This window comes from Hymenobacter duratus, assembly GCF_014698995.1.
Classification (GTDB): Bacteria; Bacteroidota; Bacteroidia; order Cytophagales; family Hymenobacteraceae; genus Hymenobacter; species Hymenobacter duratus.
On record NZ_JACWZZ010000004.1, the window covers coordinates 1 to 22,086 of the forward strand.

Annotated in this window: 20 protein-coding genes; 6 read left to right on the forward strand and 14 right to left on the reverse strand. The window is 59.1% G+C overall.

The genetic code is table 11. The annotated features are described in order from the left end of the window. Positions 1 to 352 precede the first annotated feature (352 nt). Positions 353 to 2,002: a peptide MFS transporter gene (locus IC231_RS16055; RefSeq protein ID WP_211539120.1), complete on the forward strand. Its 1,650-nt coding sequence runs from the start codon at positions 353 to 355 to the stop codon at positions 2,000 to 2,002. A 341-nt stretch (positions 2,003 to 2,343) separates the two neighbouring features. Here IC231_RS16055 and groL read toward each other — a convergent pair whose 3' ends face one another. The 9 genes from groL to IC231_RS16100 all read right to left on the reverse strand — a co-directional run bounded on the left by groL (position 2,344) and on the right by IC231_RS16100 (position 11,260). After that, positions 2,344 to 3,984 carry a chaperonin GroEL gene (groL, locus tag IC231_RS16060; protein ID WP_190785521.1) on the reverse strand — a complete coding sequence of 547 codons (1,641 nt, stop codon included), beginning with the start codon at positions 3,982 to 3,984 and terminating at the stop codon, positions 2,344 to 2,346. 44 nt (positions 3,985 to 4,028) lie between these two features. Further along, positions 4,029 to 4,319 carry a co-chaperone GroES gene (gene groES / locus IC231_RS16065; protein ID WP_044017500.1) on the reverse strand — a complete coding sequence of 97 codons (291 nt, stop codon included), beginning with the start codon at positions 4,317 to 4,319 and terminating at the stop codon, positions 4,029 to 4,031. A 339-nt stretch (positions 4,320 to 4,658) separates the two neighbouring features. Beyond that, positions 4,659 to 5,066 carry a preprotein translocase subunit SecG gene (secG, locus tag IC231_RS16070; protein WP_190785522.1) on the reverse strand — a complete coding sequence of 136 codons (408 nt, stop codon included), beginning with the start codon at positions 5,064 to 5,066 and terminating at the stop codon, positions 4,659 to 4,661. Next, positions 5,067 to 6,506, reverse strand: a complete 1,440-nt coding sequence (locus tag IC231_RS16075) for a hypothetical protein (RefSeq protein ID WP_190785523.1) — start codon at positions 6,504 to 6,506, stop codon at positions 5,067 to 5,069. It abuts the gene before it with no gap. A 117-nt stretch (positions 6,507 to 6,623) separates the two neighbouring features. After that, a complete protein-coding gene (locus IC231_RS16080) occupies positions 6,624 to 7,163 on the reverse strand; it encodes an LptE family protein (protein ID WP_211539121.1) in 540 nt (179 codons plus the stop codon). Continuing rightward, entirely contained in the window at positions 7,150 to 8,463 is a 1,314-nt protein-coding gene (locus IC231_RS16085) for a sigma-54 interaction domain-containing protein (protein ID WP_190785524.1), read from the reverse strand. Before IC231_RS16085 ends, IC231_RS16080 begins: the two co-directional genes overlap by 14 nt. A 34-nt stretch (positions 8,464 to 8,497) precedes the next feature. Next, a complete protein-coding gene (locus tag IC231_RS16090) occupies positions 8,498 to 8,863 on the reverse strand; it encodes a DUF3592 domain-containing protein (RefSeq protein WP_190785525.1) in 366 nt (121 codons plus the stop codon). Positions 8,864 to 8,887: 24 nt separating this feature from the next. After that, positions 8,888 to 10,351: a tRNA (N6-isopentenyl adenosine(37)-C2)-methylthiotransferase MiaB gene (miaB, locus tag IC231_RS16095; RefSeq protein ID WP_190785526.1), complete on the reverse strand. Its 1,464-nt coding sequence runs from the start codon at positions 10,349 to 10,351 to the stop codon at positions 8,888 to 8,890. Positions 10,352 to 10,564: 213 nt separating this feature from the next. Continuing rightward, on the reverse strand, positions 10,565 to 11,260 hold the full coding sequence (locus tag IC231_RS16100) for an HAD family hydrolase (RefSeq protein WP_190785527.1): 696 nt from the start codon (positions 11,258 to 11,260) through the stop codon (positions 10,565 to 10,567). Between the two features lie 62 nt (positions 11,261 to 11,322). On the opposite strand from IC231_RS16100, the gene IC231_RS16105 reads away from it, so the two are divergent. Beyond that, positions 11,323 to 11,955 carry a chloramphenicol acetyltransferase gene (locus IC231_RS16105; RefSeq protein WP_190785528.1) on the forward strand — a complete coding sequence of 211 codons (633 nt, stop codon included), beginning with the start codon at positions 11,323 to 11,325 and terminating at the stop codon, positions 11,953 to 11,955. Positions 11,956 to 12,028: 73 nt separating this feature from the next. Here IC231_RS16105 and pabB read toward each other — a convergent pair whose 3' ends face one another. The 5 genes from pabB to IC231_RS16130 all read right to left on the reverse strand — a co-directional run bounded on the left by pabB (position 12,029) and on the right by IC231_RS16130 (position 17,626). Beyond that, positions 12,029 to 13,312, reverse strand: coding sequence for an aminodeoxychorismate synthase component I (gene pabB / locus IC231_RS16110; RefSeq protein ID WP_211539122.1), 1,284 nt, complete (start codon positions 13,310 to 13,312; stop codon positions 12,029 to 12,031). Between the two features lie 56 nt (positions 13,313 to 13,368). Beyond that, positions 13,369 to 14,763: a tetratricopeptide repeat protein gene (locus IC231_RS16115; RefSeq protein ID WP_190785530.1), complete on the reverse strand. Its 1,395-nt coding sequence runs from the start codon at positions 14,761 to 14,763 to the stop codon at positions 13,369 to 13,371. A gap of 230 nt (positions 14,764 to 14,993) precedes the next feature. Next, entirely contained in the window at positions 14,994 to 15,755 is a 762-nt protein-coding gene (locus tag IC231_RS16120; protein WP_185889746.1) for a zinc ribbon domain-containing protein, read from the reverse strand. Continuing rightward, entirely contained in the window at positions 15,745 to 16,845 is a 1,101-nt protein-coding gene (locus IC231_RS16125) for a Nif3-like dinuclear metal center hexameric protein (RefSeq protein WP_190785531.1), read from the reverse strand. Before IC231_RS16125 ends, IC231_RS16120 begins: the two co-directional genes overlap by 11 nt. A 91-nt stretch (positions 16,846 to 16,936) precedes the next feature. Further along, positions 16,937 to 17,626 (reverse strand): uracil-DNA glycosylase family protein, encoded by a 690-nt coding sequence (locus IC231_RS16130; RefSeq protein WP_190785532.1) that lies wholly within the window; start codon positions 17,624 to 17,626, stop codon positions 16,937 to 16,939. Positions 17,627 to 17,829: 203 nt separating this feature from the next. Here IC231_RS16130 and lpxK point away from each other — a divergent pair, with 203 nt between their 5' ends. From lpxK to IC231_RS16150, 4 genes are all read left to right on the forward strand, one after another. Continuing rightward, positions 17,830 to 18,894: a tetraacyldisaccharide 4'-kinase gene (gene lpxK, locus IC231_RS16135; protein WP_190785533.1), complete on the forward strand. Its 1,065-nt coding sequence runs from the start codon at positions 17,830 to 17,832 to the stop codon at positions 18,892 to 18,894. A 7-nt stretch (positions 18,895 to 18,901) separates the two neighbouring features. Continuing rightward, positions 18,902 to 20,875, forward strand: a complete 1,974-nt coding sequence (locus IC231_RS16140; protein ID WP_190785534.1) for a putative porin — start codon at positions 18,902 to 18,904, stop codon at positions 20,873 to 20,875. A 51-nt stretch (positions 20,876 to 20,926) separates the two neighbouring features. Then, the gene (miaE, locus tag IC231_RS16145; protein ID WP_190785535.1) at positions 20,927 to 21,535 is read left to right on the forward strand and encodes a tRNA-(ms[2]io[6]A)-hydroxylase; all 609 of its coding nucleotides are present in this window, start codon (positions 20,927 to 20,929) and stop codon (positions 21,533 to 21,535) included. Between the two features lie 80 nt (positions 21,536 to 21,615). Continuing rightward, on the forward strand, positions 21,616 to 22,077 hold the full coding sequence (locus IC231_RS16150) for a hypothetical protein (protein ID WP_190785536.1): 462 nt from the start codon (positions 21,616 to 21,618) through the stop codon (positions 22,075 to 22,077). Positions 22,078 to 22,086: the final 9 nt, after the last annotated feature.

Sequence of the window (22,086 nt, forward strand, 5' to 3'; positions counted from 1 at the left end):
GCTTCCTGCGTGAGCTGCTCAGGCGTCAGGTTCAGGTGCACCTGGGCGGCCTGCGTGATGCCCAGCGGAGCCAGGCGATTAGTAGCGGCGGAATCTAGCATAACAGAAGCCGAAAACTGGGTTGGGTGGGAAAATGGGGGAACGGTAAGACAAAAATAGGCAAAACGCCGGGCCGGCAACGTTGCCGGAAAAATTATTGCGAAAATTCGCTGGCCCGACGGTGGCCGGCGGACAACAAAGCCGGCAAATCCAGGGCGCTGTTTCGGGGTTAGGAAACTTTTGTAGCTTTACCAACCTCCGTGCGGTTGCAGCCGGCGGCCTTTTTTCCTTTCCATCACTTCATTTCTATTTCATGCAAACGACCTCCGCTGCGCGGGAGCAGCCCCCGATGGCCGCTTCCACCGGCCATCCGAAGGGCCTTTATGTGCTCTTTGCCACCGAGATGTGGGAGCGGTTCAGCTACTACGGTATGCGCGCCCTGCTGGCGCTCTACATGGCGAATGCGCTGTTGTTCGATAAGGCCTTGACCTCCCGGATATACGGCGACTACACTTCCCTCGTCTACCTGACGCCCCTGCTGGGCGGGTACATGGCCGACCGGTACTGGGGCAACCGCCGCTCTATTCTGATCGGGGGCCTGATGATGGCACTGGGGCAGTTTAGCTTGTTTGCATCGGCTTCGCTCTACACGCCGGGCCAGACGGCCGTGTCGTCGGCACAGATGGCGCTGTTTTTCCTGGGACTGGGAATGCTCATCTTCGGCAACGGCTTCTTCAAACCGAATATCTCATCGATGGTGGGTACGCTCTACCCCAAAGGCGACAGCCGGATTGATGCGGCCTACACCATATTCTATATGGGCATCAACCTGGGGGCATTCTTCTCACCCTTGGTGTGCGGTACGCTGGGCGAGGTGTATGACGCCAGCGGCAACATCGTGCCCTCGGAGTTTAAATGGGGCTTTCTGGCGGCCGGTATCGGAATGCTGATTGGCAGCCTGACGTTTGAGCTGTTCAAGAATAAGTACGTGGTTGGGCCGGAAGGCGCGGCGCTGGGGGCCAAGCCCGAGCGTACCGTGGAGCACTCGCCCGTAGTGCCCGTCAACACCGATTCGCCGGTGCGCACCGAAACTATTGCGCAGCCGGCTACCAGCTTCGCCAGCCAGTTGCCTAAGCTCATCGGCATTTTTGTGGTAGTGTACGCGGCTATTGCCTGGTTTATGAACTACGACTGGATCGGGGCGCTGGTGTTCTCGGCCATGGTGGTCATGCCGATGGCCGTGCTGTCAGATGCTTCGCTGACGTCGCGGGAGCGGGAGAAAATCTACGTGATTCTGATTCTGAGCTTCTTCGTTATCTTCTTCTGGGGCGCGTTCGAGCAAGCCGGCGCTTCCCTGACGTTTTTCGCCGCCGAGCAGACGGACCGTCAGCTGACGGCCAGCTATAGCGTGCCGGCGTCGTACTTCCAGTCGGCCAACGCGCTGTTCATCATCATCTTCGCGCCCATCTTTGCCATTATCTGGACGGTGCTGGGCAAGCGCGGCCTGGAGCCTTCCTCGCCGCTGAAAATGTCGATTGGCCTGATGTTCCTGGCCGTGGGCTACCTCATCATTGCCTTCGGCGTGAAGGGCGTGGATGCCAGCACCAAAGTGAGCATGTTCTGGCTGATTACGATGTATCTGATGCATACCTTCGGCGAGCTATGCCTGTCGCCGATTGGCTTGGCGCTGGTAAACAAGCTGGCTCCGGCCCGCTTCGCCTCGCTGCTGATGGCCGTCTGGTTTCTGGCTACGGCCGCCGGCAACAAGTTTGCGGGCGTACTGAGCGGCCTGTATCCGGAGCCCGGCAAGCCCGCTCCGCACTTTGTAGGCTTCGAAATCACGGGCCTCTACGAGTTCTTCCTGATCTTTGTGGTGCTGTCGGCCGCCGCTTCGCTGGTGCTGTTCTTCCTCTACCGCAAGCTCACCACCATGATGAATGAGCCCGTAGCTACGGCTGCGTAAGGCTTTACTGAGTATTGAAAAGTCCTGCCAGAATGTTCTGGCAGGGCTTTTTTGTGAAATTTCGGCGGATGAATGGTAACGTGAACTTGGTAGTTCGCGCCCTAGGACCAGTAAAACGGAATAGTCCGGACGGCGCGGAGACGCGAACTACCAAGTTCGCGCTACTACCTGCTGACTACGAACAGTTGAAACGGCCAAAGTGGGCCACAATAGGGGGCATAATTATCCTCTTTTTCGTCAGTAGTCAACGGATGCAAAAAAGTAACTTACACTTTCATCGGACACGAAAAAGCCCCGCCGGACACTGGTCCGGCGGGGCTTCTTGGTTTAGCGGCTGATGCTTACATCATGCCACCCATGCCACCCATGCCGGGGGCACCACCGCCGTGGCCGTGGTCTTTGTCAGCCTCGGGCTCGTCCGAAATCACGCACTCGGTGGTCAGGAGCAGGCCGGCAATCGAAGCGGCATTCTCCAGCGCCAGGCGCGTTACTTTGGTTGGGTCGAGGATACCAGCAGCCATCAGGTTTTCGTAGCGGTCCTCGCGGGCGTTGTAGCCGTAGTCGCCTTTGCCTTCGCGCACCTTCTGTACTACTACCGAGCCTTCGCCACCGGCGTTCTGCACGATGGTACGCAGAGGAGCTTCCAGGGCCGTGCGGATGATATTCACGCCGGTGCGCTCGTCGCCGTTGAGGGTATCAACTGCTTCCAGGGCATCGAGGGCGCGCACCAGGGCTACGCCACCGCCGGGTACCACACCTTCCTCAACGGCGGCGCGGGTAGCGTGCAGGGCATCGTCTACGCGGTCTTTCTTCTCTTTCATCTCCACCTCAGTGCTGGCACCGATGTAGAGGATGGCTACACCACCCGACAGCTTGGCCAGGCGCTCCTGCAGCTTCTCCTTATCGTAGTCCGACGTGGTGGTGACGATCTGGGCTTTGATTTCGTTGATGCGGGCGGTGATTGTTTCCTTCTCACCTTTACCATTGACGATGGTCGTGTTGTCCTTGTCAATGATAACTTTCTCGGCCGTGCCGAGGTACTCCAGCGTAGCGCTGTCGAGCTTGTAGCCGCGCTCTTCCGAAATAACCGTACCGCCCGTCAGAACGGCAATGTCTTCCAGCATGGCCTTACGACGGTCGCCGAAGCCGGGAGCCTTCACGGCCGCGATTTTCAGCGAGCCGCGCAGCTTGTTTACTACCAGCGTCGCCAGAGCTTCGCCGTCTACGTCCTCGGAGATGATAACCAGCGGCTTGCCGGTCTGCACCACCTGCTCGAGCACGGGCAGCAGCTCCTTCATGGTGCTCACCTTCTTGTCGTAGATGAGGATGTAGGGGTTGTCGAACTCGGCCTCCATCTTCTCCGGGTTGGTCACGAAGTAAGGGGAGAGGTAGCCGCGGTCGAACTGCATGCCTTCCACCGTTTTCACTTCGGTTTCGGTGCCACGCGCTTCTTCTACCGTGATAACGCCTTCCTTGCCCACTTTGTCCATGGCGTCGGCAATCATTTTGCCGATTTCCATGTCGTTGTTGGCCGAAATAGCGCCTACCTGGGCAATTTCCGACGAGTTTTCAATCTTCTTGCTCTGCGCCTTCAGGTTGGCAACCACGGCAATTACTGCCTTGTCGATGCCACGCTTGAGGTCCATGGGGTTGGCACCGGCGGCCACGTTCTTGGAACCGGCGGCGTAGATGGCCTGTGCCAGTACGGTGGCAGTGGTGGTGCCGTCGCCGGCCTGGTCAGCGGTTTTGCTGGCTACTTCCTTCACCAGCTGGGCGCCCATGTTTTCCACCGGGTCGCTCAGCTCAATTTCCTTGGCTACCGTCACACCGTCTTTGGTGATGCTCGGCGCGCCAAATTTCTTGTCGATAACCACGTTGCGGCCTTTAGGGCCGAGGGTTACTTTCACGGCGTTAGCCAGTTTGTCTACACCGCGTTTCAGCTTGTCGCGGCCGTCAGTATCGAATTGGATGTTCTTAGCCATCAGTTATTCGGGTATGGGGAATTCAGAAAGAGAGAAAGGGAGGCCTACAGTACGGCGAAGATGTCCGACTCCTTCATAATGAGGTAGTCCTGGCCATCCACCGTAATTTCGGTGCCGGCGTATTTGCCGTACAGCACCTGGTCACCTGCTTTTACCTGGGGCTTGATGGTGGTGCCGTTGTCGGCCACTTTACCTTCGCCCACGGCTACTACTTCGCCACGCTGGGGTTTCTCCTTGGCCGTGTCGGGGATGATGATGCCCGATTTGGTTTTTTCCTCGGCAGCGGCCGGCGCGACAATCACGCGGTCAGCCAGCGGTTTGATGCTAAGCGACATATTGTACGTTTTGGTTGAAAGGTTTACTTGAAACGGGATGGTGTCGGCGCTCCTGCACTTCTTATGCCAGCCCGCCGAACCTGACAGAATGAACGCCACAAAGGCCGAAAATCCGCCATCTTGCTACGCCAGCCTGCCAAACGTGACACAACTAGGTGACAGTGCTGCCCGATATGCCGGACCCCGACAGGGCGAAGGTAAGGGAATAGCAGAGCGTGCAACGTGCATTATTGCGGGCTTGACTTTACTGCCTCTCAACGGCCATTCAGGACTACTACAAAGAAAAACGGCGGCTCCCTACACAGGGAGCCGCCGTTCAGACATTGCTTTTCAGAAAGCCTAGTTGGCCGGTGCAGGTGCTTCGGCGGGAGCCTGGGCTGGCTGCTGAGCCGGAGCGGCATCAGTACCGGGAGCCGTGGCTGGTGCCGTTGCGCCAGGTGCCGTAGGAGCCGGTGCGGCTGGTAGGCGGGTCTCCATAGCTTTTTGCTGGTTTACGCTACGGCCGGGACCGGCATCAGTTGTGCCCGTAAGCACGTGCGTGCCCAGCGTGAGCACCATCAGGGCAATGGCAAAGCCCCAGGTGAGTTTTTCGAGCAGGTCGCCGGTGCGCTTTACGCCCATCAGGTTGGCTGCGCCGCCCGAGCCAAACTGGCTTGACAGTCCGCCACCTTTGGGGTTCTGGGCCAGCACCACCAGGGCAAGCAGGAAACACACGAAAAGAATTACAATAATAAGCGCAGTGTACATCTACTCCGGAGTTTGCAGTTGTTGAATTTGGTCGGTAAAGTACGCGCTTTTTTCCGGCTGGCGCACCATCAGCCGTTCATATATTTCAATGGCTTTATCGATTTTGCCCTGTTTTACCATGATCTTGGCCAGGCTTTCGGAGGCGAGCTGCGGCACTACGCTGGTACTCCGCACCGACAAATCGGTCTGCTCTTCGGCTAACGACAACCGCACGGCCGGCGACTTCAGGCGCGGCTGATTTTTGAGGAAACGGTTAATCAGGTCGAACGGAGACGGGCCAGGCTCGGCTTTGGGGCGATGAGCAACTCCATGCGCATGCAGCAGCGCATCAGGTGCAAAAAACTCGTCAGCGGGCAGCGCTGAGGTTAGTTCGCCATCCTGCATCTGTAGCGCATAGCCCAGCCGGCTGCCGCCACCTAGCAGCGCATAGGCTAGCTCCGCATCAGAGCGGAACAACGGCACTGTTTCCCGAGAGACAGGCAGCGGTTCCTCCTCCTCCTCATCGGCGCCAGGCAACTGGTAGAGCGCGGAAACCGGTGGGGTAGCGGACCCGCCCAACCCAAACTCAAAGCGGGAAATACCGGCCTCTACCGGCGGCCGAATAGGAGGCGCTACAGCCGGTAAAAGCTCATCAGTCTCTGGCAGCAGCGCTGGAGCAGGCTGCTCTACAACCGCCGCTTCCGCTGGCGCCGGCTGGTTTGCGTCCAGTGAAATAGGCTGCTCGAAAACGGAGGAATCGTCGGTCGTGTCAACAGGCTCATCATCTGCTACTTCGACACCCGCTTCTGAGTGTGCTGCTGTTTCGGCGCTGGCAGCAGGAGCTACTACCGGGTCAGTTGCTGGGGCCGTGGTAACCTCTATTGTAGTGGCCGTTGCTGACTCCGTCGCTTCCGCAGCCAGTGGGGTTTCTACAGCAGCATCCTCTAAATTATCAGCAGCCAAAATGTTGACTGCTAATTCTTCAGAAGTCGAACCTTCTTCTTCGGCCGAGGATGGTACTAACTCAGCGGAAGTAGTATTTGCGGCCACAGGCTCCTCACCTGTATCCTCCGGCACTGAAAGGTAGGTTGGTTCAGCTTCACTGACTTCTAACGCCTGCACGTCTTCAGTACCCAGGGTCTGAAGGAAAGTAGTGGCAGTACCGGCCGGCAACGTGGCTGGCCGGGTGCTGTCAGCAGCGTCTGCCAGGAGCGCAGCAGGCTCCTGAGCGGGCTGTTCCAGCAGCTGGCGCAGCAATTGGCGGTCGGTGGCGTAGGTGGCCGCCCGGCGCAGGCGCTGGCTGGCCAGCATGCTGCCCCGGTCATGAGCCGCCTTGGCCAGCAGTACATGGGCCGTCTGGCAATACGGAAAAGTCGTCGCCAACTGTTCCAGCTCCCGGACTTCAGCTTCTGAAATCCGACTTACATGGTCCAGAATATGTAACAGCGACGCACGGGTCATGGGGTAATTACTTGAGTGGCAAAGGTGTCATCAGGAGGCGGGGCACCAGACGGTTCCGGGCCTGCTGACCAGCGGGCCGCAACAATACGGCAATTTAGGCCGGGAACCGCAGCCGCGCTACCAGTTGGCCACCGATTTGTTGAAGGCGTCGGTGATGATGTTCTGCGTGATGCGACGCGTGGCGGTAGGGTCGTTGTTGATCTGGGTGATGTCCTGCGTGGCCGGAAAGTCGCCGTTGCTCTGGAACGTCTGCTCGAAATCCTGCTTGGGGTCGTTGGTGTTGATGAACTTCACGCGCACCTGAATCGTGAGGCGGTTTACGCCGGCCTGGTCGATGCCGTTCTGGTTCTGGATGGCCGCCGGGGCGAAGTCGTACGCCGTAATAGCTCCTTCAAACTGCAGGTCGCCGTCGCGCGGCACCAGCTTGAGGGAAGTGTTGCGCTGGAAATAGTCCTTAAAATCCTCGGTGAAGCGCTGTGCCAGAAAAGAGGGCCCGTTGCTGGAGGTGTTCTGGAAGGTGGCAATGGAAATGGTTTTCACGGCCGGATCGATGTTGGTGCCGCTGAACGAGTACACCTTGCAGCCATGCAACCCGAGCAGCAGAAACAGCCCCACTACCCAGAAAAACGCCTTCGATACCTGATTACGCTTGTTCAAGGTCGTATTGCTTTAGCTTGCGGTAGAGCGTGCGCTCCGAAATGCCCAGGTCGTGGGCGGCGTATTTGCGCTTGTTGTGGTGCTTTTTCAACGCCTTCATTATCATTTCCTTCTCCTTGGCTTCCAGGGAAAGGGTTTCCTCCTCGGTTTCGTGCGGAATGTCTTCCACGCGCTGGGTATCTTCCTCCTCGTAGTCGGTGGCGTCGTCGAGGGCTCCGGGGGTGAGAATGTATTCCGTAGCACCGCCGTCCGGGGAAGGCTGGCGCAGCGGGCGGGCCCCCTCGTAAGGCGCGGCGTTGAGATTGGTGAACAGGTGGCTGTTCTGGCGCAGGAGTTCCTGCGAGTCCTGCGGGCGCTGACCGGCGGCCAGTTCCAGCACCAGCTTCTTGAGGTCCGTCATGTCGCGGCGCATATCAAACAGCACCTTATAGAGCAGGTCACGCTCCGAGTAGCCATTGCCGGCGGCATCAGGGCCGGCGGCGTGCAGCAACATGGGCAGCTGGCTGGCCTGTTGCACGGGCAAATACTGGCGCAGGCGGCGGATGTCCACGTCGCGGTCCGTTTCTAGCACCGACATCTGCTCGGCTACATTCTTGAGCTGGCGAATGTTGCCGGGGAAGCGGAAGCGCTGTAATTCCTGCACCGCATCAGGCGTCAGGGTCACCGGCTTCACGCGGTAACGGTCGGCAAAATCAGTAACGAACTTTCTGAATAATAGGTAGATATCGTCGCCTCGTTCACGCAGTGGTGGAACTGTAATCGGAACGGTATTGAGGCGGTAGTAGAGGTCTTCGCGGAAGCGGCCTTCGCGCACGGCATCCAGCAGATTGACGTTGGTGGCCGCCACCACGCGCACGTCAGTCTTCTGCACTTTCGAAGAACCCACGCGGATAAACTCGCCATTTTCGAGTACGCGCAGCAGGCGGGCCTGGGTGCCGAGCGGCATTTCGCCAATTTCATCGAGGAAGATAGTGCCGCCGTTAGTCACCTCGAAGTAGCCTTTGCGGGCTTCCTGAGCTCCCGTAAACGAGCCTTTTTCGTGACCGAACAGCTCCGAATCGATGGTGCCTTCCGGAATGGCGCCGCAGTTGATGGCAATGAACTGCCCATGCTTGCGCGGCGACAACGAGTGAATAATCTTCGAAAACGACTCCTTGCCGGAGCCGCTTTCGCCCGTTATCAGCACCGTCATATCGGTCGGGGCCACCTGCGCCGCTACCTGAATAGCGTAGTTCAGCGAGGGCGCATTGCCGATAATGCCAAAGCGCTGTTTGATGGATTGTATTTCGGAAGGTGTCAAGTCGTAAGCAGCTGAAAAGTAGATTGCTTATATATTATCTGGATTCAACTATCTCGTTGAAATCGGGATAAGCTGGCAAGTATTTTACTTTAACAATATCTCCAGGTTTGTACTCCGTAGATTGAGTGTTGCCATGATAAGCCTTACCATGGATTTTAAACAGGTATGAATGGGTGAACTGTCGAGCCACATTATTATTGCCTATAGGGTTCGTGTGATCTGTAACAGTTGCCGTAGTCTCTACTGCATTAATACTAAGCAGATGATTACGAAGCGTATTTTTCAAGACAAAAGCCAAGGCAGCGAATATCATTAAAGAAAACAGCCTGTTTTCTTTAATGAAAGAGAAGAAGGCGTTAGAATGTCTAGCTTTCTTTCTTGTTGTATTAGCCTTCGCCATTTGGAAAAGGTGTGTTAATAGCCACTATTCCACTGCCTCGCCCAGCAGCGTGTTCGTCGTAGCCTCGTGCACGAGGACGTTCACGTAGTCGCCTTTCTGATAGTGCTTCTTGGGGAAGATGACCACCTGATTCTGGCTGTTGCGGCCACTCAGGTGCTCCTGGCTGCGCTTGGAAAAGTTTTCGACCAACACCCGGTGCACCCGGCCCACGGACCGCTGGTTGCGCAGCCGGCTGTGTTCACGCTGGAGCTCAATGATTTCGGCCAGGCGGCGCTTCTTCACTTCGAGCGGCACATCGTCTTCGAGCTTGCGGGCGGCCAGCGTGCCGGGGCGCTCCGAGTAGAAGAACATGTAGGCCATATCGTAGCGTACCAGTTCCATCAGACTCAGCGTATCCTGGTGTTCGGCTTCGGTTTCGGAGCAGAAGCCCGAAATCATATCGGAGCTGATGCCGCAGTCGTCGCCGAGGATGCGGCGGATGGCCTGCACCCGGTCCTCGTACCAGGGCCGGTCGTAGGTGCGGTTCATGAGGGCCAGAATGCGCGAGTTGCCGCTCTGAGCCGGCAAATGGATGTATTTGCAGATGTTCTCGTGCCGGGCCATGGTGTGCAGCACCTCGTCGGTGATGTCCTTGGGGTGGGAGGTGGAGAAGCGCACCCGCAGCTCGGGGCTGATGTTGGCCACCCGCTCCAGCAGCTGCGCGAAGTTGACCTGCTCCAGACCATCTTCGGAAGCCCATTTGTAGGAGTCTACGTTCTGGCCGAGCAGTGTCACTTCCTTATAACCTTGCGCTACCAGGTCTTCGGCTTCGCGCACGATGCTGTGGGCGTCGCGGCTCCGCTCGCGGCCCCGCGTGAAGGGTACCACGCAGAACGAGCACATATTGTCGCAGCCGCGCATGATGCTGATGAAGGCCGTGATGCCGTTCGAGTTCAGACGCACCGGCGTGATGTCGGCGTAGGTTTCCTCGCGGCTCAGCAGCACGTTTACGGCTTTTTGGCCGCCGTCTACCTGCTGAATCAGCTGGGGCAGGTCGCGGTAGGCATCAGGGCCCACGACCAGGTCCACCAGCTTTTCCTCGTCTAGAAACTTGCTTTTCAGGCGCTCGGCCATACAGCCCAGCACGCCCACCAGCATGGCTGGGTTGCGCTTTTTATGACTGTTGATCTGAGAGAGGCGCATGCGCACGGTCTGCTCGGCCTTCTCCCGGATGGAGCAGGTGTTGAGCAGCACCAGGTCGGCGCTGGCGAGGTCCTCAGTCGTGTCGAACCCCTCATTGTAAAGGATACTCGACACGATTTCAGAGTCGGAGAAGTTCATCTGGCAGCCGTAGCTCTCCATATAGAGCTTGCGCGTGCGGCCAGTGCGGGTAGCGGGGTTCACGCGCACTTCGCCGGAAGGCTCGTGGGCGTGGGTAGTGGCGTCCACGGCCGGAGTGGGCAGCGCGGGCGTATCGAGGAAGTCGAGCGTAATCAGCGGTTGGGACATTTCAAAAGGCCTCAGGGGCGTCAGCTTCACAATTCAGTGAAGGGCAAAGGTAGAATTTTCAGCCCGAAAATGACAGAATGGCAGGAACTGAATTAGTGAGTTCGCCTCACCCCCCGGCTCCCTCTCCGAAAAGGAGAGGGGGAGTCGGGCGAATGGAACGGCTTGGCGGTAGAGATGCTTCGGCAAGCTCAGAATGACGTTCACTTTACCTCATCACCTCAAATACGCCAGCACCTCGCGTACGTCCTGCACGGTATGGAACGCCAGGCCCTCCAGCAGAGCCGGATCGACGTGCTCAAAAATCCAGTTGGCGTGGTAGGGCACGTGTACGGCCCGGAACCCGAGCTTTGCCACCGGCAGAATATCGGATTTGAGAGAGTTGCCAATCATGACAAACTCCTCTGTTGTGGCATTATAGCGGGCCAGCAGACGGCGGTAGGTGGCTTCGTCTTTTTCGCTCACTACTTCCACGTGGTCAAACAGCTCGCCCAAGCCCGAGCGGGCAATTTTGCTTTCCTGGTCGAACAGGTCGCCTTTGGTGAGCAGCATCAGGCGGTGCCCACGGCGGCGTAGCTCTGTGAGCACCTCTACCACGCCAGGCAGCGGCTCAATAGAGTAGCGCAGCAGGTCTTTGCCCATGTCGAGAATTTCCTGAATATCGGAGCCACGCACATTGCCGTTTGTAAGCTGGATGGCCGTTTCAATCATGGAAAGCATAAACGACTTGGCCCCGTAGCCGAACAGCTGCATGTTGCGGCGCTGCGTGGCATTGAGGTGGGTGCTGATGTGGGCCGCGTCGCCGCAATGGGCCATGATTTCGAACAGGCGCGCTTCCACCTGGTCGAAGTGGGGCTGGTTGGGCCAGAGCGTGTCGTCGGCGTCGAAGGCAATAAGGTGAGTAGCAGTCATGCTAGAAACACTGGAAGAAATAGCAGCGGAAAAGGCCCTCAAAGTTATCGAACTTGCCGCCCATGAAACAGCAGATTGACCTTTCTACCTGGAACCGCCGCGAACATTTTGCCTTCTTCTCCAGCTTCGAGGAGCCGTTTTTTGGACTGGTAGCTCCTGTGAACTGCACCGGCGCGCAGGACGAGGCCAAGCGGCTGGGCGTATCGTTTTTTCTGTACTACCTCTACCACGCCGTAGAAGCCGCCAATGCGGTGCCGGAGTTCCGCATGCGCATCGAGGACGGGCAGGTGTACCTCTACGACCGGGTGCACGCCTCCGCCACGCTGGGCCGGCCTGACCATACGTTTGCCTTTTCTTTCATTGAGCAGAATCCGGAGCTGGCTGGCTTCGTGGCTGCTGCCCAGTCCGAAATAGCGGCCACGCAGGCCAGCACCGGCCTGCGCCTGAACGATACCACCGCCCGCGCCGACGTGCTGCATTGCTCTGCCATTCCGTGGGTGCGGTTCAGCGGCCTCACCCACGCCCGTAGCTTCCGGCACCCCGACAGCTGCCCCAAGATTTCCTTCGGCCAGCTCTATGAGGAAAATGGCAGCACCTGGATGCCCGTGGCTGTGAATGTGCACCATGCTCTGGCCGATGGCTACCATGTGGGCCAGTTTCTGCAGGAGTTTGAGCGGCGACTGAAGGGTAGGTGAAAGCCGCAATAACCGAAATGCAGCTGGCATCCTGCGCAAGCTCAGGATGACCACTCTTCGCCAACTTACCAATCTACCCTATGGCCGCGCCCAGCACGTCCAGGATGGCGCGGGCCTTGAGTAGGCATTCCTCGTACTCGCGTTCCGGTACCGAGTCGTAGGTGATGGCCGAGCCGACCTGGAAGCTGAGGTAGCCAGTATCCTGACGGTACTGCAGGCTGCGAATCACCACGTTAAAGTCGAAGTCGCCGTTGGGCCACACGCAGCCAATGCTGCCGCTGTAAAGGCCGCGCCGGGTTTGCTCATAGTGCTCGATAAGCTGCATGGCCCGGATTTTCGGGGCACCCGTCATCGAGCCCATCGGGAAGGTGGCCCGCAGCACATCTACTAGGTCCACTTGGGGGCGCAACTCAGCCTGCACCGTCGAAATCATCTGCCAGACATGCCGGAACGGGTAGAGGCCGAACAGCTCGGGCACTTGCACGGAGCCAGTCTGAGCCACGCGGGCCAAGTCGTTACGCACCAGGTCTACAATCATCAGGTTTTCGGCGCGCTCCTTTTCATCCTGAAGCAGCGTCTGGCGTTGGTGCTCGTCTTCGGTAGGAGTAGTGCCGCGCCGGATGGTGCCTTTGATGGGCTGGGAAAAAATGGCCGGGCCGCGCCGGGCCAGAAACCGCTCGGGGGAGGCGCAGAGCAGGACATGGTGGTGGTGACGGAAGAAGCCCGCAAACGGCGCGGGCGAAGCAGCATTGAGGCGCAGAAACACATCCACGGGGTCCAACGTCACATTTTCGGCATAGAACTCCTGGCACAGATTCAGCTCGTACACTTCGCCGTTCAGGATGTCTTCGCGCACAGCTTCTACTGCCCGTAGGTAGTCCGCTTTAGGCATCCGAGGTACCAAGGCTGGGACAGAAGGAGTAGACACAACCGGCACTTCCGTGGCGAGTATGGCTTCCAGCACGCCGGCCGTGTGGCCATGTAATTCCACCTCATGTTGCCGCCAGTAGAACCAAGTCTGAGGAGAGAAAAAATGAAGCTGTGGCCACTCCAATCCTGATACATTCTGGCTGGTGAGGGCCTCAATCTCATTCTTGACGTCGTAGGTCAGAAAACCCAGAGCGGGCGCAGAAGCCGTTGCCCTACGCAGCCACGGGCGCAACTCGTCCAGCGTGCGGGGCGCGTTGGGCGCGTCGTCGGCCACGCCCAGAATATGCTCAAAAGGCCCCTGCGGATAAACCAGGTTATTGGGTTCGAGGTAGGCACAGTGCGCGAAACCGGCTGCCCAGCGCAGGGCACGGGCCCGAAAATCGGAGGGGAGGCTGGAGAGCGGAACGGTGAGCGGAGCAGATAACACAGCACAAAGATACGGGCAGGCAAGGCGCCGCATAGCTGCCATGCCGGGCCGGTGGCTTATTCGAGTTCTTTTAGCGCCAGCTTAGCTTTGGTGTCGGTGCTGTTCTTGTACTCGTGCTTGGGGTAGCTTAGCGCTTTCCGGAAATAGACTTTGGCAGTGTTGCTCTGTCCTTCGGCTTGGTAGAGAAACCCAAGCTGCAGCGCCGACTGCGGGGCAAAGTAGTAGGGCGCGTTGCCAGCCAGCGCAATAGTACGCGCATAGAGCAGGCGGGCCGAATCGAGGCGCCCAAGTAGGTGCCAGGCGCGGGCCCGGCGGTAGGGCTCCTCCAGCCGGTCGCGCAGGGGCGTGGCGGTAGTACTGTGAAAAGCATCGAGGGTGGCCAGGGCTTCGCGGTAGTAGCCGCCGTCAATCTGCAGCCGGGCCCGGGTCAGCAGGCGGTTGAGCGGCAGCCTGCCTTCAAAGAAGCGCTGCGCATAGGTGTCTTCCTCCACCACCGTGCGTCCTCCACTGGCTATCTGACGGCGGTATTGTTCGGCTGCAACGGCCTCCCCGGATAGCCAGGCCGCGAGATAGAGCTTGAAAAATGCATCCTTACGGTAGTGCTGGCCTTTGAACTCCTGCAGAAACAACTCGTTTTCACGGCGCGAGGCGGCATAGTCTCCTTGGTAGAGAAGCAGGTCGGCGGCCATGTGGCGCAGATAGGGCAGCGACACGTAGCCGGCACCGGTGGGGCGGGCCCGATAAGCGGCTAAGGCGGCCGCAGTGCGGTGCTGCTTTTTGTTGAGACTGATGAGCAGGTACGAGTACAGCAGATTATCGGGCTGCTGCTGGTGCAGGCGCGTGACGAGCTGCAGCGCTTCTTCCGGCTTCTTGTAGTAGGTTTCCTCCACCAGTGCCAGCAAAATGCGGGCTTCGGGCTGGAAGTCGTTGGGTTGGCGGGCGGCGGCGCGCAAGTTGCTCAGGCCCGCCTCCACGCTGCCCGGCAGCCCCAGCAGCTTCAGAAACCAGCGGTAGCCTTCCGGCAACGAGCCAATGAAAAACTGCATCAGGCCCAGGGTTTTGCGGGCCGGCAGATACGTTGGGTGGCGCTTTACTACGGTCTGCATCTGCTGGTACGCCTGCCGCAGACTCCAGGCACCTTGCACCTCGTGCCCGAATGTTACCTGGGCTGCTGCCTGATGCAGCCTGATTTCGGCGCGAGCATACTCCCGTAGCGCACCCTTTTCAGAGCTTTTCTCTAGCTGGGCCAGGTGGGCGTCCTGCGCCGCCACTGTGGCTCCATAGCGGCTGGCGTCCTGGCTAAGCATCAGCTCCGTGAAGTCAATGCAGTCCTGCACGAGTAAGGTGGCAGTTGCATGCCCCGGCTCAGTCCGAAGCAGCTGCCGCGCCGGGCCGGGGCGTAGCTTCAGCAGCTCCGCATAAGCACGGGCGGCCGAAGGTGGAAGCAGCAAGCTGCCGCCGGCCACCGATTCCGGCTGTGCTGTCGTCTGCTGCCTCTCGGCTCCGAAACTGCAGGGAAGGTATGGCGCCAGCAAGACCAGCAGCAGGACCGTCCGCCGCAGTACGGGGCATAAACCCGGGGCGCATACGTCAGCAGAACTCTTCATGAGGAAATGGGAGCGGACAAGAAAAAAGGAACGACTAGTGAGTCGTTCCTTTTTGTAGTAGTCAACCGAGAAGCTTAGGCTACACGGGCTTCCACATCGGCCAGAACCCGACCACAATGCTCGCACACGATGATTTTCTTGTGAGCAATGATGTCGGCCTGGCGCTGTGGGGGCACCGTGTTGAAGCAGCCGCCACAAGCGTCGCGCTTCACCGTCACCACGGCCAGGCCGTTGCGTACGTTGCCGCGGATACGGGTATAGGCAGTATAGAGGCGCTCCTCGATAGGCTGGGTTGCCTTTTCGCGCTCATCCATCAGCTTCTTCTCATCGGCTTCACTTTCGCCTACGATAACGTTCAGCTCACCTTTCTTGTTCTCGAGGTCTTTCTTGCGTTCTTCCAGACGCTGCTTCGTACCGCCGATTTCGACATTCTTCATGTCAATCTGGTACTGGGCTTCTTTGATTTTCTTCTCGGAAATCTGGATTTCCAGCTTTTGCAGCTCAATTTCCTTAGAAATGGCTTCGTATTCGCGGTTGTTGCGCACGTTCTGCTGCTGGTCCTCGTAGCGTTTGATGAGGCCGTCAGCATCTTTGGCATTCTGCTTGCGCTGCTTGATCTGGTCGTTGAGGCCGGAAATCTCCTCATCGAATTTGCTTACGCGCACCTCGTAGCCGGCAATTTCGTCTTCCAGGTCACGTACTTCTTCGGGCAGGTCGCCGCGCACGCGCCGGATTTCGTCGAGCTGCGAGTCAATGCGTTGCAGGTTGAGCAGGGCTTCCAGCTTGCTGGCAACTGGGGCATCGGCCGGGGCAGTGGCGACGGTCTTAGCAGTCATATCGGACGGGGTTGGTGTAAGTCTCGGCAATGAAGAGCGCAAAAGTACTTCCAAACTTCTCGGTAAGCAAATCCCGGAAGATTTCGCCGGTGAACTGCTCACTCTCAAAATGGCCCACATCACAGAGCAGCAACTGCCCTTCGGCCCCGAAATACTCGTGGTACTTCAGGTCGCCGGTGACGTAGGCATCGGCCCCGGCAGCGCGGGCCTTATTGATGAGGAAACTTCCGGCCCCGCCGCAGATAGCCACCTTCTTAATGGGCCGGTCGAAATCGGTATGCTTTACTACGGGCACGCCCAGTGCTGTTTTCAGGCGCTGCCGAAATTCCTGAGGGCTTAGAGCATCGGGCAGCTCGCCCACCATGCCCGAGCCTACCTCCTGATGCTCGTTTTCGAGGCGGATTATTTCGTAGGCTACTTCTTCATACGGGTGCGCCTGCCGCAACGCGCGAAGGGCGGCGCGCTGTAAGTGCAGCGGTAACAGCACCTCCACGCGCTGCTCGGGGGTGGTTTCAGGCTGACCGGGCCGGCCCTGGAACGGATTCGTGTCGGTGCCCGGCGTGAACGTGCCAATGCCTTCCATGCGGAAGCTGCAATCGGAGTAGTCGCCGATCTGGCCCGCGCCGGCGGTATAGAGGGCTTGCAGTACCGCTTCGGTGTGGGTGGCGGGCACGTAAGTAATGAGCTTGGCCAGCGTGCCGGTTTTGGGGTCGAGAATACGCAGGTGTTGCAGCCCCAGCTTATCGGCCAGCTTGCGATTCACACCGTGCCGCACGTTGTCGAGGTTGGTGTGGGCGGCGTAGAGGGCCACATCGTTTTTGATGGCTTTGAGCAGCGTCTGTTCCACTTCGTTGGCCCCGGTGAGGCGCTTCAGCGGCTTAAATATTATGGGGTGGTGCGCTACTACCACGTTGCAGCCGCGCCGAATGGCTTCGTCTACCACGGCCGGGGTGCAGTCGAGGGCAATGAGGACGCCGGTGATTTCCTGCTGCGGATTGCCGCACTGCAGGCCGGCATTGTCATAGGATTCCTGGTAGGCGAGGGGGGCGGCGGCTTCCAGCGCGCGGGCAAGGTCCTGAACGGTAGGCATTGAGTGTATAGAAAGGAAGGAAAAACAGACTGGGAACAGCGGCTGCAACGAACCGACGGCCGGCCGCAAGTTGGGATTATAGCGGCAAAGGTTACGCCGTTTCCACCAGCAGGCCCGCCAGCGTTTCAACGTACCGCGCTACGTTTTCGGCCAATGCACGACGCTTGTATTGCATCAGGTAGCGCGGGTGGTCCAGCACCACAAGCTTATCAAATAAGCCCAGCTCGGTATTAATCTTCTCAAAAAGGAGCCCGTTGCGGCGCCCGAGGCATACGGCCGCGTGCCGGGCCAGCCCCAGCTCTGCCACCTGCCGCCGCAACGAGTCCCGGATATCTGGCTCCAGGGCGCGCTGCAGAGCCCGTGAGTCGTAGTAGTTGTAGTTTTTGCCGTGGCGCAGCAGCACCAGCGGGTAGAGCGAGCCAAGGTAGAAATGGCGGTAAAACTCCTGCGGCCCTCCCAGTGCGCCTATCACCCGATACACGAACTGGCTGCTCAACTCGGGCTGCCGCGGCTGGTTGTTCGTAATGCCACAGACTTCGGCCAGCATGGCCGGATCAGTGAAAGCTACCCCCGTGCGGCCCGCGCCAAACCGCCCCGGATTGATGCCCAGCAGTGCCACGCGCGGCCGGTCTTCGGCGTAAAATTTTTGGGCAAACTGCGTTAGCAATTCCGCGACTTCCGGCTCCCGGTAGGGGTTATGGGCCAGCACGTCATCCGGCAAAGCAGGCGGGGCTGGAAAGGTCGTGAGGAAATGATTGATCTGTTCGGCGGAGTAAGTCATAATCTATTTATAGGTAATACGGTATGAGGCCAAGTATCAGGTAAGGCTTGAAGATACTTCGTGTCAGTAATCCGAAATGACACTCGCCAGAAACGACTCCCATATTGGCTGAGAAATCGGACAACCCGCTGGTTTTAGGGCGTCGTGACAAGCGGTAGAACCGGTGGCCGGGCAGGACAAATGAACTGCTACCTTTGCCCGTCATGTCCGGTCTGCTTTCGTTTCTGCTGATGCCTCTGGCCTGGCTGTATGCCGGCGTTATGGCTGTGCGCAACTGGCTGTACGATACGGGGCGCAAGTCGTCCGGGAATTTCTGGCCGGTACCGGTGCTAAGCGTGGGCAACCTGCGCGTGGGAGGCACCGGCAAAACGCCGCATGTGGCCTGGCTGGTGCGCGAGCTGCTGAGCCGAGGCCAGCACCCCGCCATTCTCAGCCGTGGCTACGGCCGCCGCACCCGCGGCTACCGGCTCGGCAGCCCCCAGGAAACCGCCGAAACCTTCGGCGACGAGCCGCTGCAATACTATCAGGATTTTAAGGAACAGGTACCGGTGGCGGTGTGTGAAGACCGCCTGACCGGCCTGAGCAGGCTGTTTGCGCAGCCGCAGGTGGGAACTGTCGTACTGGATGATGCCTTTCAGCACCGCCGGGTGCAGCCCGATTTCAGCATTCTGCTCACCGAGCAGCACCGGCCGTTTTATGAGGATTATGTGCTGCCGGCCGGCCGGCTGCGCGAAAACCGGACCGGCGCCCGCCGTGCCGATGCTGTCATCGTGACCAAGTGCGACGCAGACCTGAGCGTGGCCCGGCAGCAGGAAATCGAGCAGCGCGTCCGGCGCTATGCCCGGCCCGGTGTGCCCGTACTGTTTTCGACCTATGCCTACTCCGAACCAGTGCCGCTGGCGGGTAGTGCCGCTAAAACGGGGACGTGTGGGCCAGAAATTGTGCTGCTGACGGGTATTGCGCAGCCGGGGCCGTTGCGCGATTATCTGATGGCTGCCGGCTACCATATCGTGCATCACGCCGATTTTCCCGACCATCATGCGTTTACACCTGCGGAAATTGCGGGAGTGGCTGCGCATTGCGGCCCCGGGCGCTGTATTTTTACGACGCAGAAAGATGCTACCCGCCTGCTGGCCCCCGCGCTGCATACGGAAATAGCGCGTCTGCCCGTTTTCTACATTCCTGTTACCGTGAAGTTTCTGGCTGATGGCGCCGCCCGCCTACGCCAGTTGCTCCCGGCCGCGTTGAAGCCCCAAGCTGTTGTCTGACCTGTCGTTGCTCTCGTCTTTTGTATATCGCCTGCCGCTGCGGTGGCTGGGGCGGGTTGCCCGGAGCCGGGCTGGCTGGAGTGTGGTTTTCCTGCTGCTGACCGCGTCGGCTGCTGTGCAGGCCCAGGTGCTCGACGACTCTACCAAGGTGCTCTATGGCGCCCGCACCACCCGGGTCCTTCGGGAAGCCGACCTGCTGCGCGACCAGAACGAAGGCCGCATCATTGATACGACCCTCGTCAACTTGCCCTCGGCACGCAACTGGTACCACGACAGCACCTTCTACCAGGACCTGGGGCACGTGGGCACCGCGGGCCGGCCGCTGCTGTGGCGCACCAACACGGAGCTGGGCGCCCGCCTCGGCCGCAACGCCTTCGACCGGTACGCCCGCAACCCGGCCACCATTCCGTACTACGATTCCAAGTCGCCATACACGTTTTTTCGCTTCATTCAGGGCGGCAACGGCGAGCAGGTATTCGAGCTTTCCTACACGCGCAGCATCAACAAAAACGCCAGCATAGGTATTGCCTACGAGCGGTTTGCGGCAAACAAAGTATACACCAACAACCCGCGCGAGTCGTTGGTGGAGCACAGCAATTTTCTGGTTTTTGCCCGCTTCCAAAGCACCGACGAGCGGTACCACGCGCTGCTGAACTATAACAACGTCAGGCACCTGGCGGTGGAGCAGGGTGGCATCAATCCCAGCCTGTCCGCGAATACCACTACCCCGGACACGACGGAGCTGAGCGAGCTGTTCGACTATGGAGAAGAGCGCCCCTGGCTGTTTACGGCTTCCAACCGGGAGCACCGCGACGGAATCCGCTTTGCGCAGTCGTACCGCCTGCTAGGCAAGGGGCTCACTGCCTACCACGTGGTGGACTGGCACCGCCAGATGAACCGCTTCCAGGATACGAAGCTGCCCGTCAACACCACCACCAATACCCTGCTCTACTATCCCCGCGCCCGCCTGAGTCAGACGGCCACCGACGACCGGGCCGAAGTGCAGCAGGTGGAAAACACGTTCGGGGTGCTGGGCCGCACGACGGCTGTGGAGTACAAGCTCTACGCCCGCCACCGTGCCCTGTCGCTGGCAACGCGCAACCTGGTAGGAGAGCCCGGCGAACTACGCCCTGCCGCCAACGACGGACAGGATTTTAGCCAGCTTTTTGTGGGCGGCTCGGCGGCGTTCAACTACAAAATTTTCGCCATCGAAACGGCTGGGGAGGTGTTTGCTCTCGACATCAACAACCCCGCGCAGAACCAGGAGTACTGGGTGCGCGGTGCCGCGAAGGTAGGGCCGCTGACGGGGGAGGCGCTGAGTACCAGCTTCTCGCCTACGCTCACGCAGCGGCAGTTTGATGGCAACCACTACGCCTGGAAAAATGAGTTCCGCAATACGTTCATCAACCAGTTTACGGCCCGCCTCGACCAGACGCTGGGCCGGCACCGCCTGGAAGCCTCTGGTGCCATCATCAATATCACCGATTTGGTGTATTACAACGAAGGCGGTGCGCCCGCTCAACTTGGCACCGACCGACGGCTGCTGACTATTTCGGCCCGGTACCGCTTCAACGTAGGCAACTTCTTCTTCGACAACCAGGCCCACGCTACCAGCGGCGGCGACGAGGAAGGCCTGCGCATTCCGGCTCTTGTCACGAACAGCAAAGTTTACTACCAGGGCTACGTGTTCAGGAAGGCGCTGTTTGGGCAGATTGGTGCGGAGGTGTACTACCAATCAACGTGGCGGCCCTACGACTACAGCCCCAGCAACCAGCAGTTTTACGTGCAGAACCACTTCACGGCGGCCAATTTCGCCGTGGCTGATGTGTTTCTGACGGCCGACATCCGTACGGTGGCCGTGCTGCTGAAAATGGCCTACGTCAACCAGGGAATCCTGCGCGACGGGTACTTCGTGACACCCTACTACACCGGCCTGCCCCGCCGCTTCGAGCTGGGCATTCGGTGGCAGTTTTTCGACTGATAAGGCACGGCGGCTCCCAAACTAGCTGCCGACGTACAGCTATTCTACCTTATGGATCCCAAGGACAAGGAAAAAACCATCCTCAAGCTTAAGCTCAATACCGACCCGCGCTGGGTGGATATTGCCAGCAAGAACATCGAGGATATACTCGTCGACCATGCGTGGTGCGAGCAGAAGGCGGCCAGCACCGGCATCAGCATGATTGTTCACTATCCGGAGAAAACCCGCCTCGTGGATGAGCTGACGGATCTGGTGGCTGAGGAATGGAGCCATTTCGAGCGGGTGCTGCTGGAACTGCGCAAGCGCGGCCACCAGCTGGGCCGCCCGCGCCGCGACGAGTACGTGGTGCAACTGCTGACGCACGTGCGCAAAGGCGGCCCCCGTGAGCGGCAGCTTATGGATCAGCTGCTGGTATCAGCCCTGATTGAGGCGCGCAGCTGTGAGCGGTTCAAGTTGCTCTGGAAGCATATTCCGGACCCTGAGCTGAGCAAGTTCTACTATGAGCTGATGGTGTCCGAAGCCGGCCATTTTGTAAGCTACGTGGAGCTGGCCAAGGAATACTGCGACCCCAAAGAGGTAGAGCTGCGGTTGCAGGAGCTACTAAAGATTGAAGGCGAAATCGTAACCAGCCTGCCCGTTCGCGACGACCGGATGCACTAATTCTCACGGGCCCACTTATGTTCGCCTTTGCCGTTGCAGGGCGTTGCGCTATATTGGACGTGTTTTATCTTCCCTTACGCATGAAGAAAGTAGTGTTGATTGCCTGGTTGCTGCTACCAAGCCTGGCTTTTGCGCAAACCAGCTCCCCTGAAGCCACGCTTAATTTCTGTGGCGTCAACTTGGCCGTTCCGGCTGGTTGCACGCCGGAATCAAAATACGAACTCCGCTGCGACAACTACCAGCTGGGCTGGCTCTATCTCGACCGGGGCCAGCTGCTGCCGGTGGTGGAGGACCTGGTGCGGACGGAGAAGAAAAAACACAAACCCGCCGAACAACAGACGTTCGACGGGTTTATCCTGGATATGCCGGCCAAAGGCTACCGGCTCAGCTACGCAACGGAAACCGGCCTGGCGTATCAGCTCATCTTCTACGGTACTGCCAAAGGCCAGCCCGTAGTGGTGCAGCTGACACTGGATTTCGACCCCGAAAAAACTGCTGATCTGCCGGAAGTAGCCCGCCAGATTGTACACCTTTCAAAGTAGCCCGGCCCT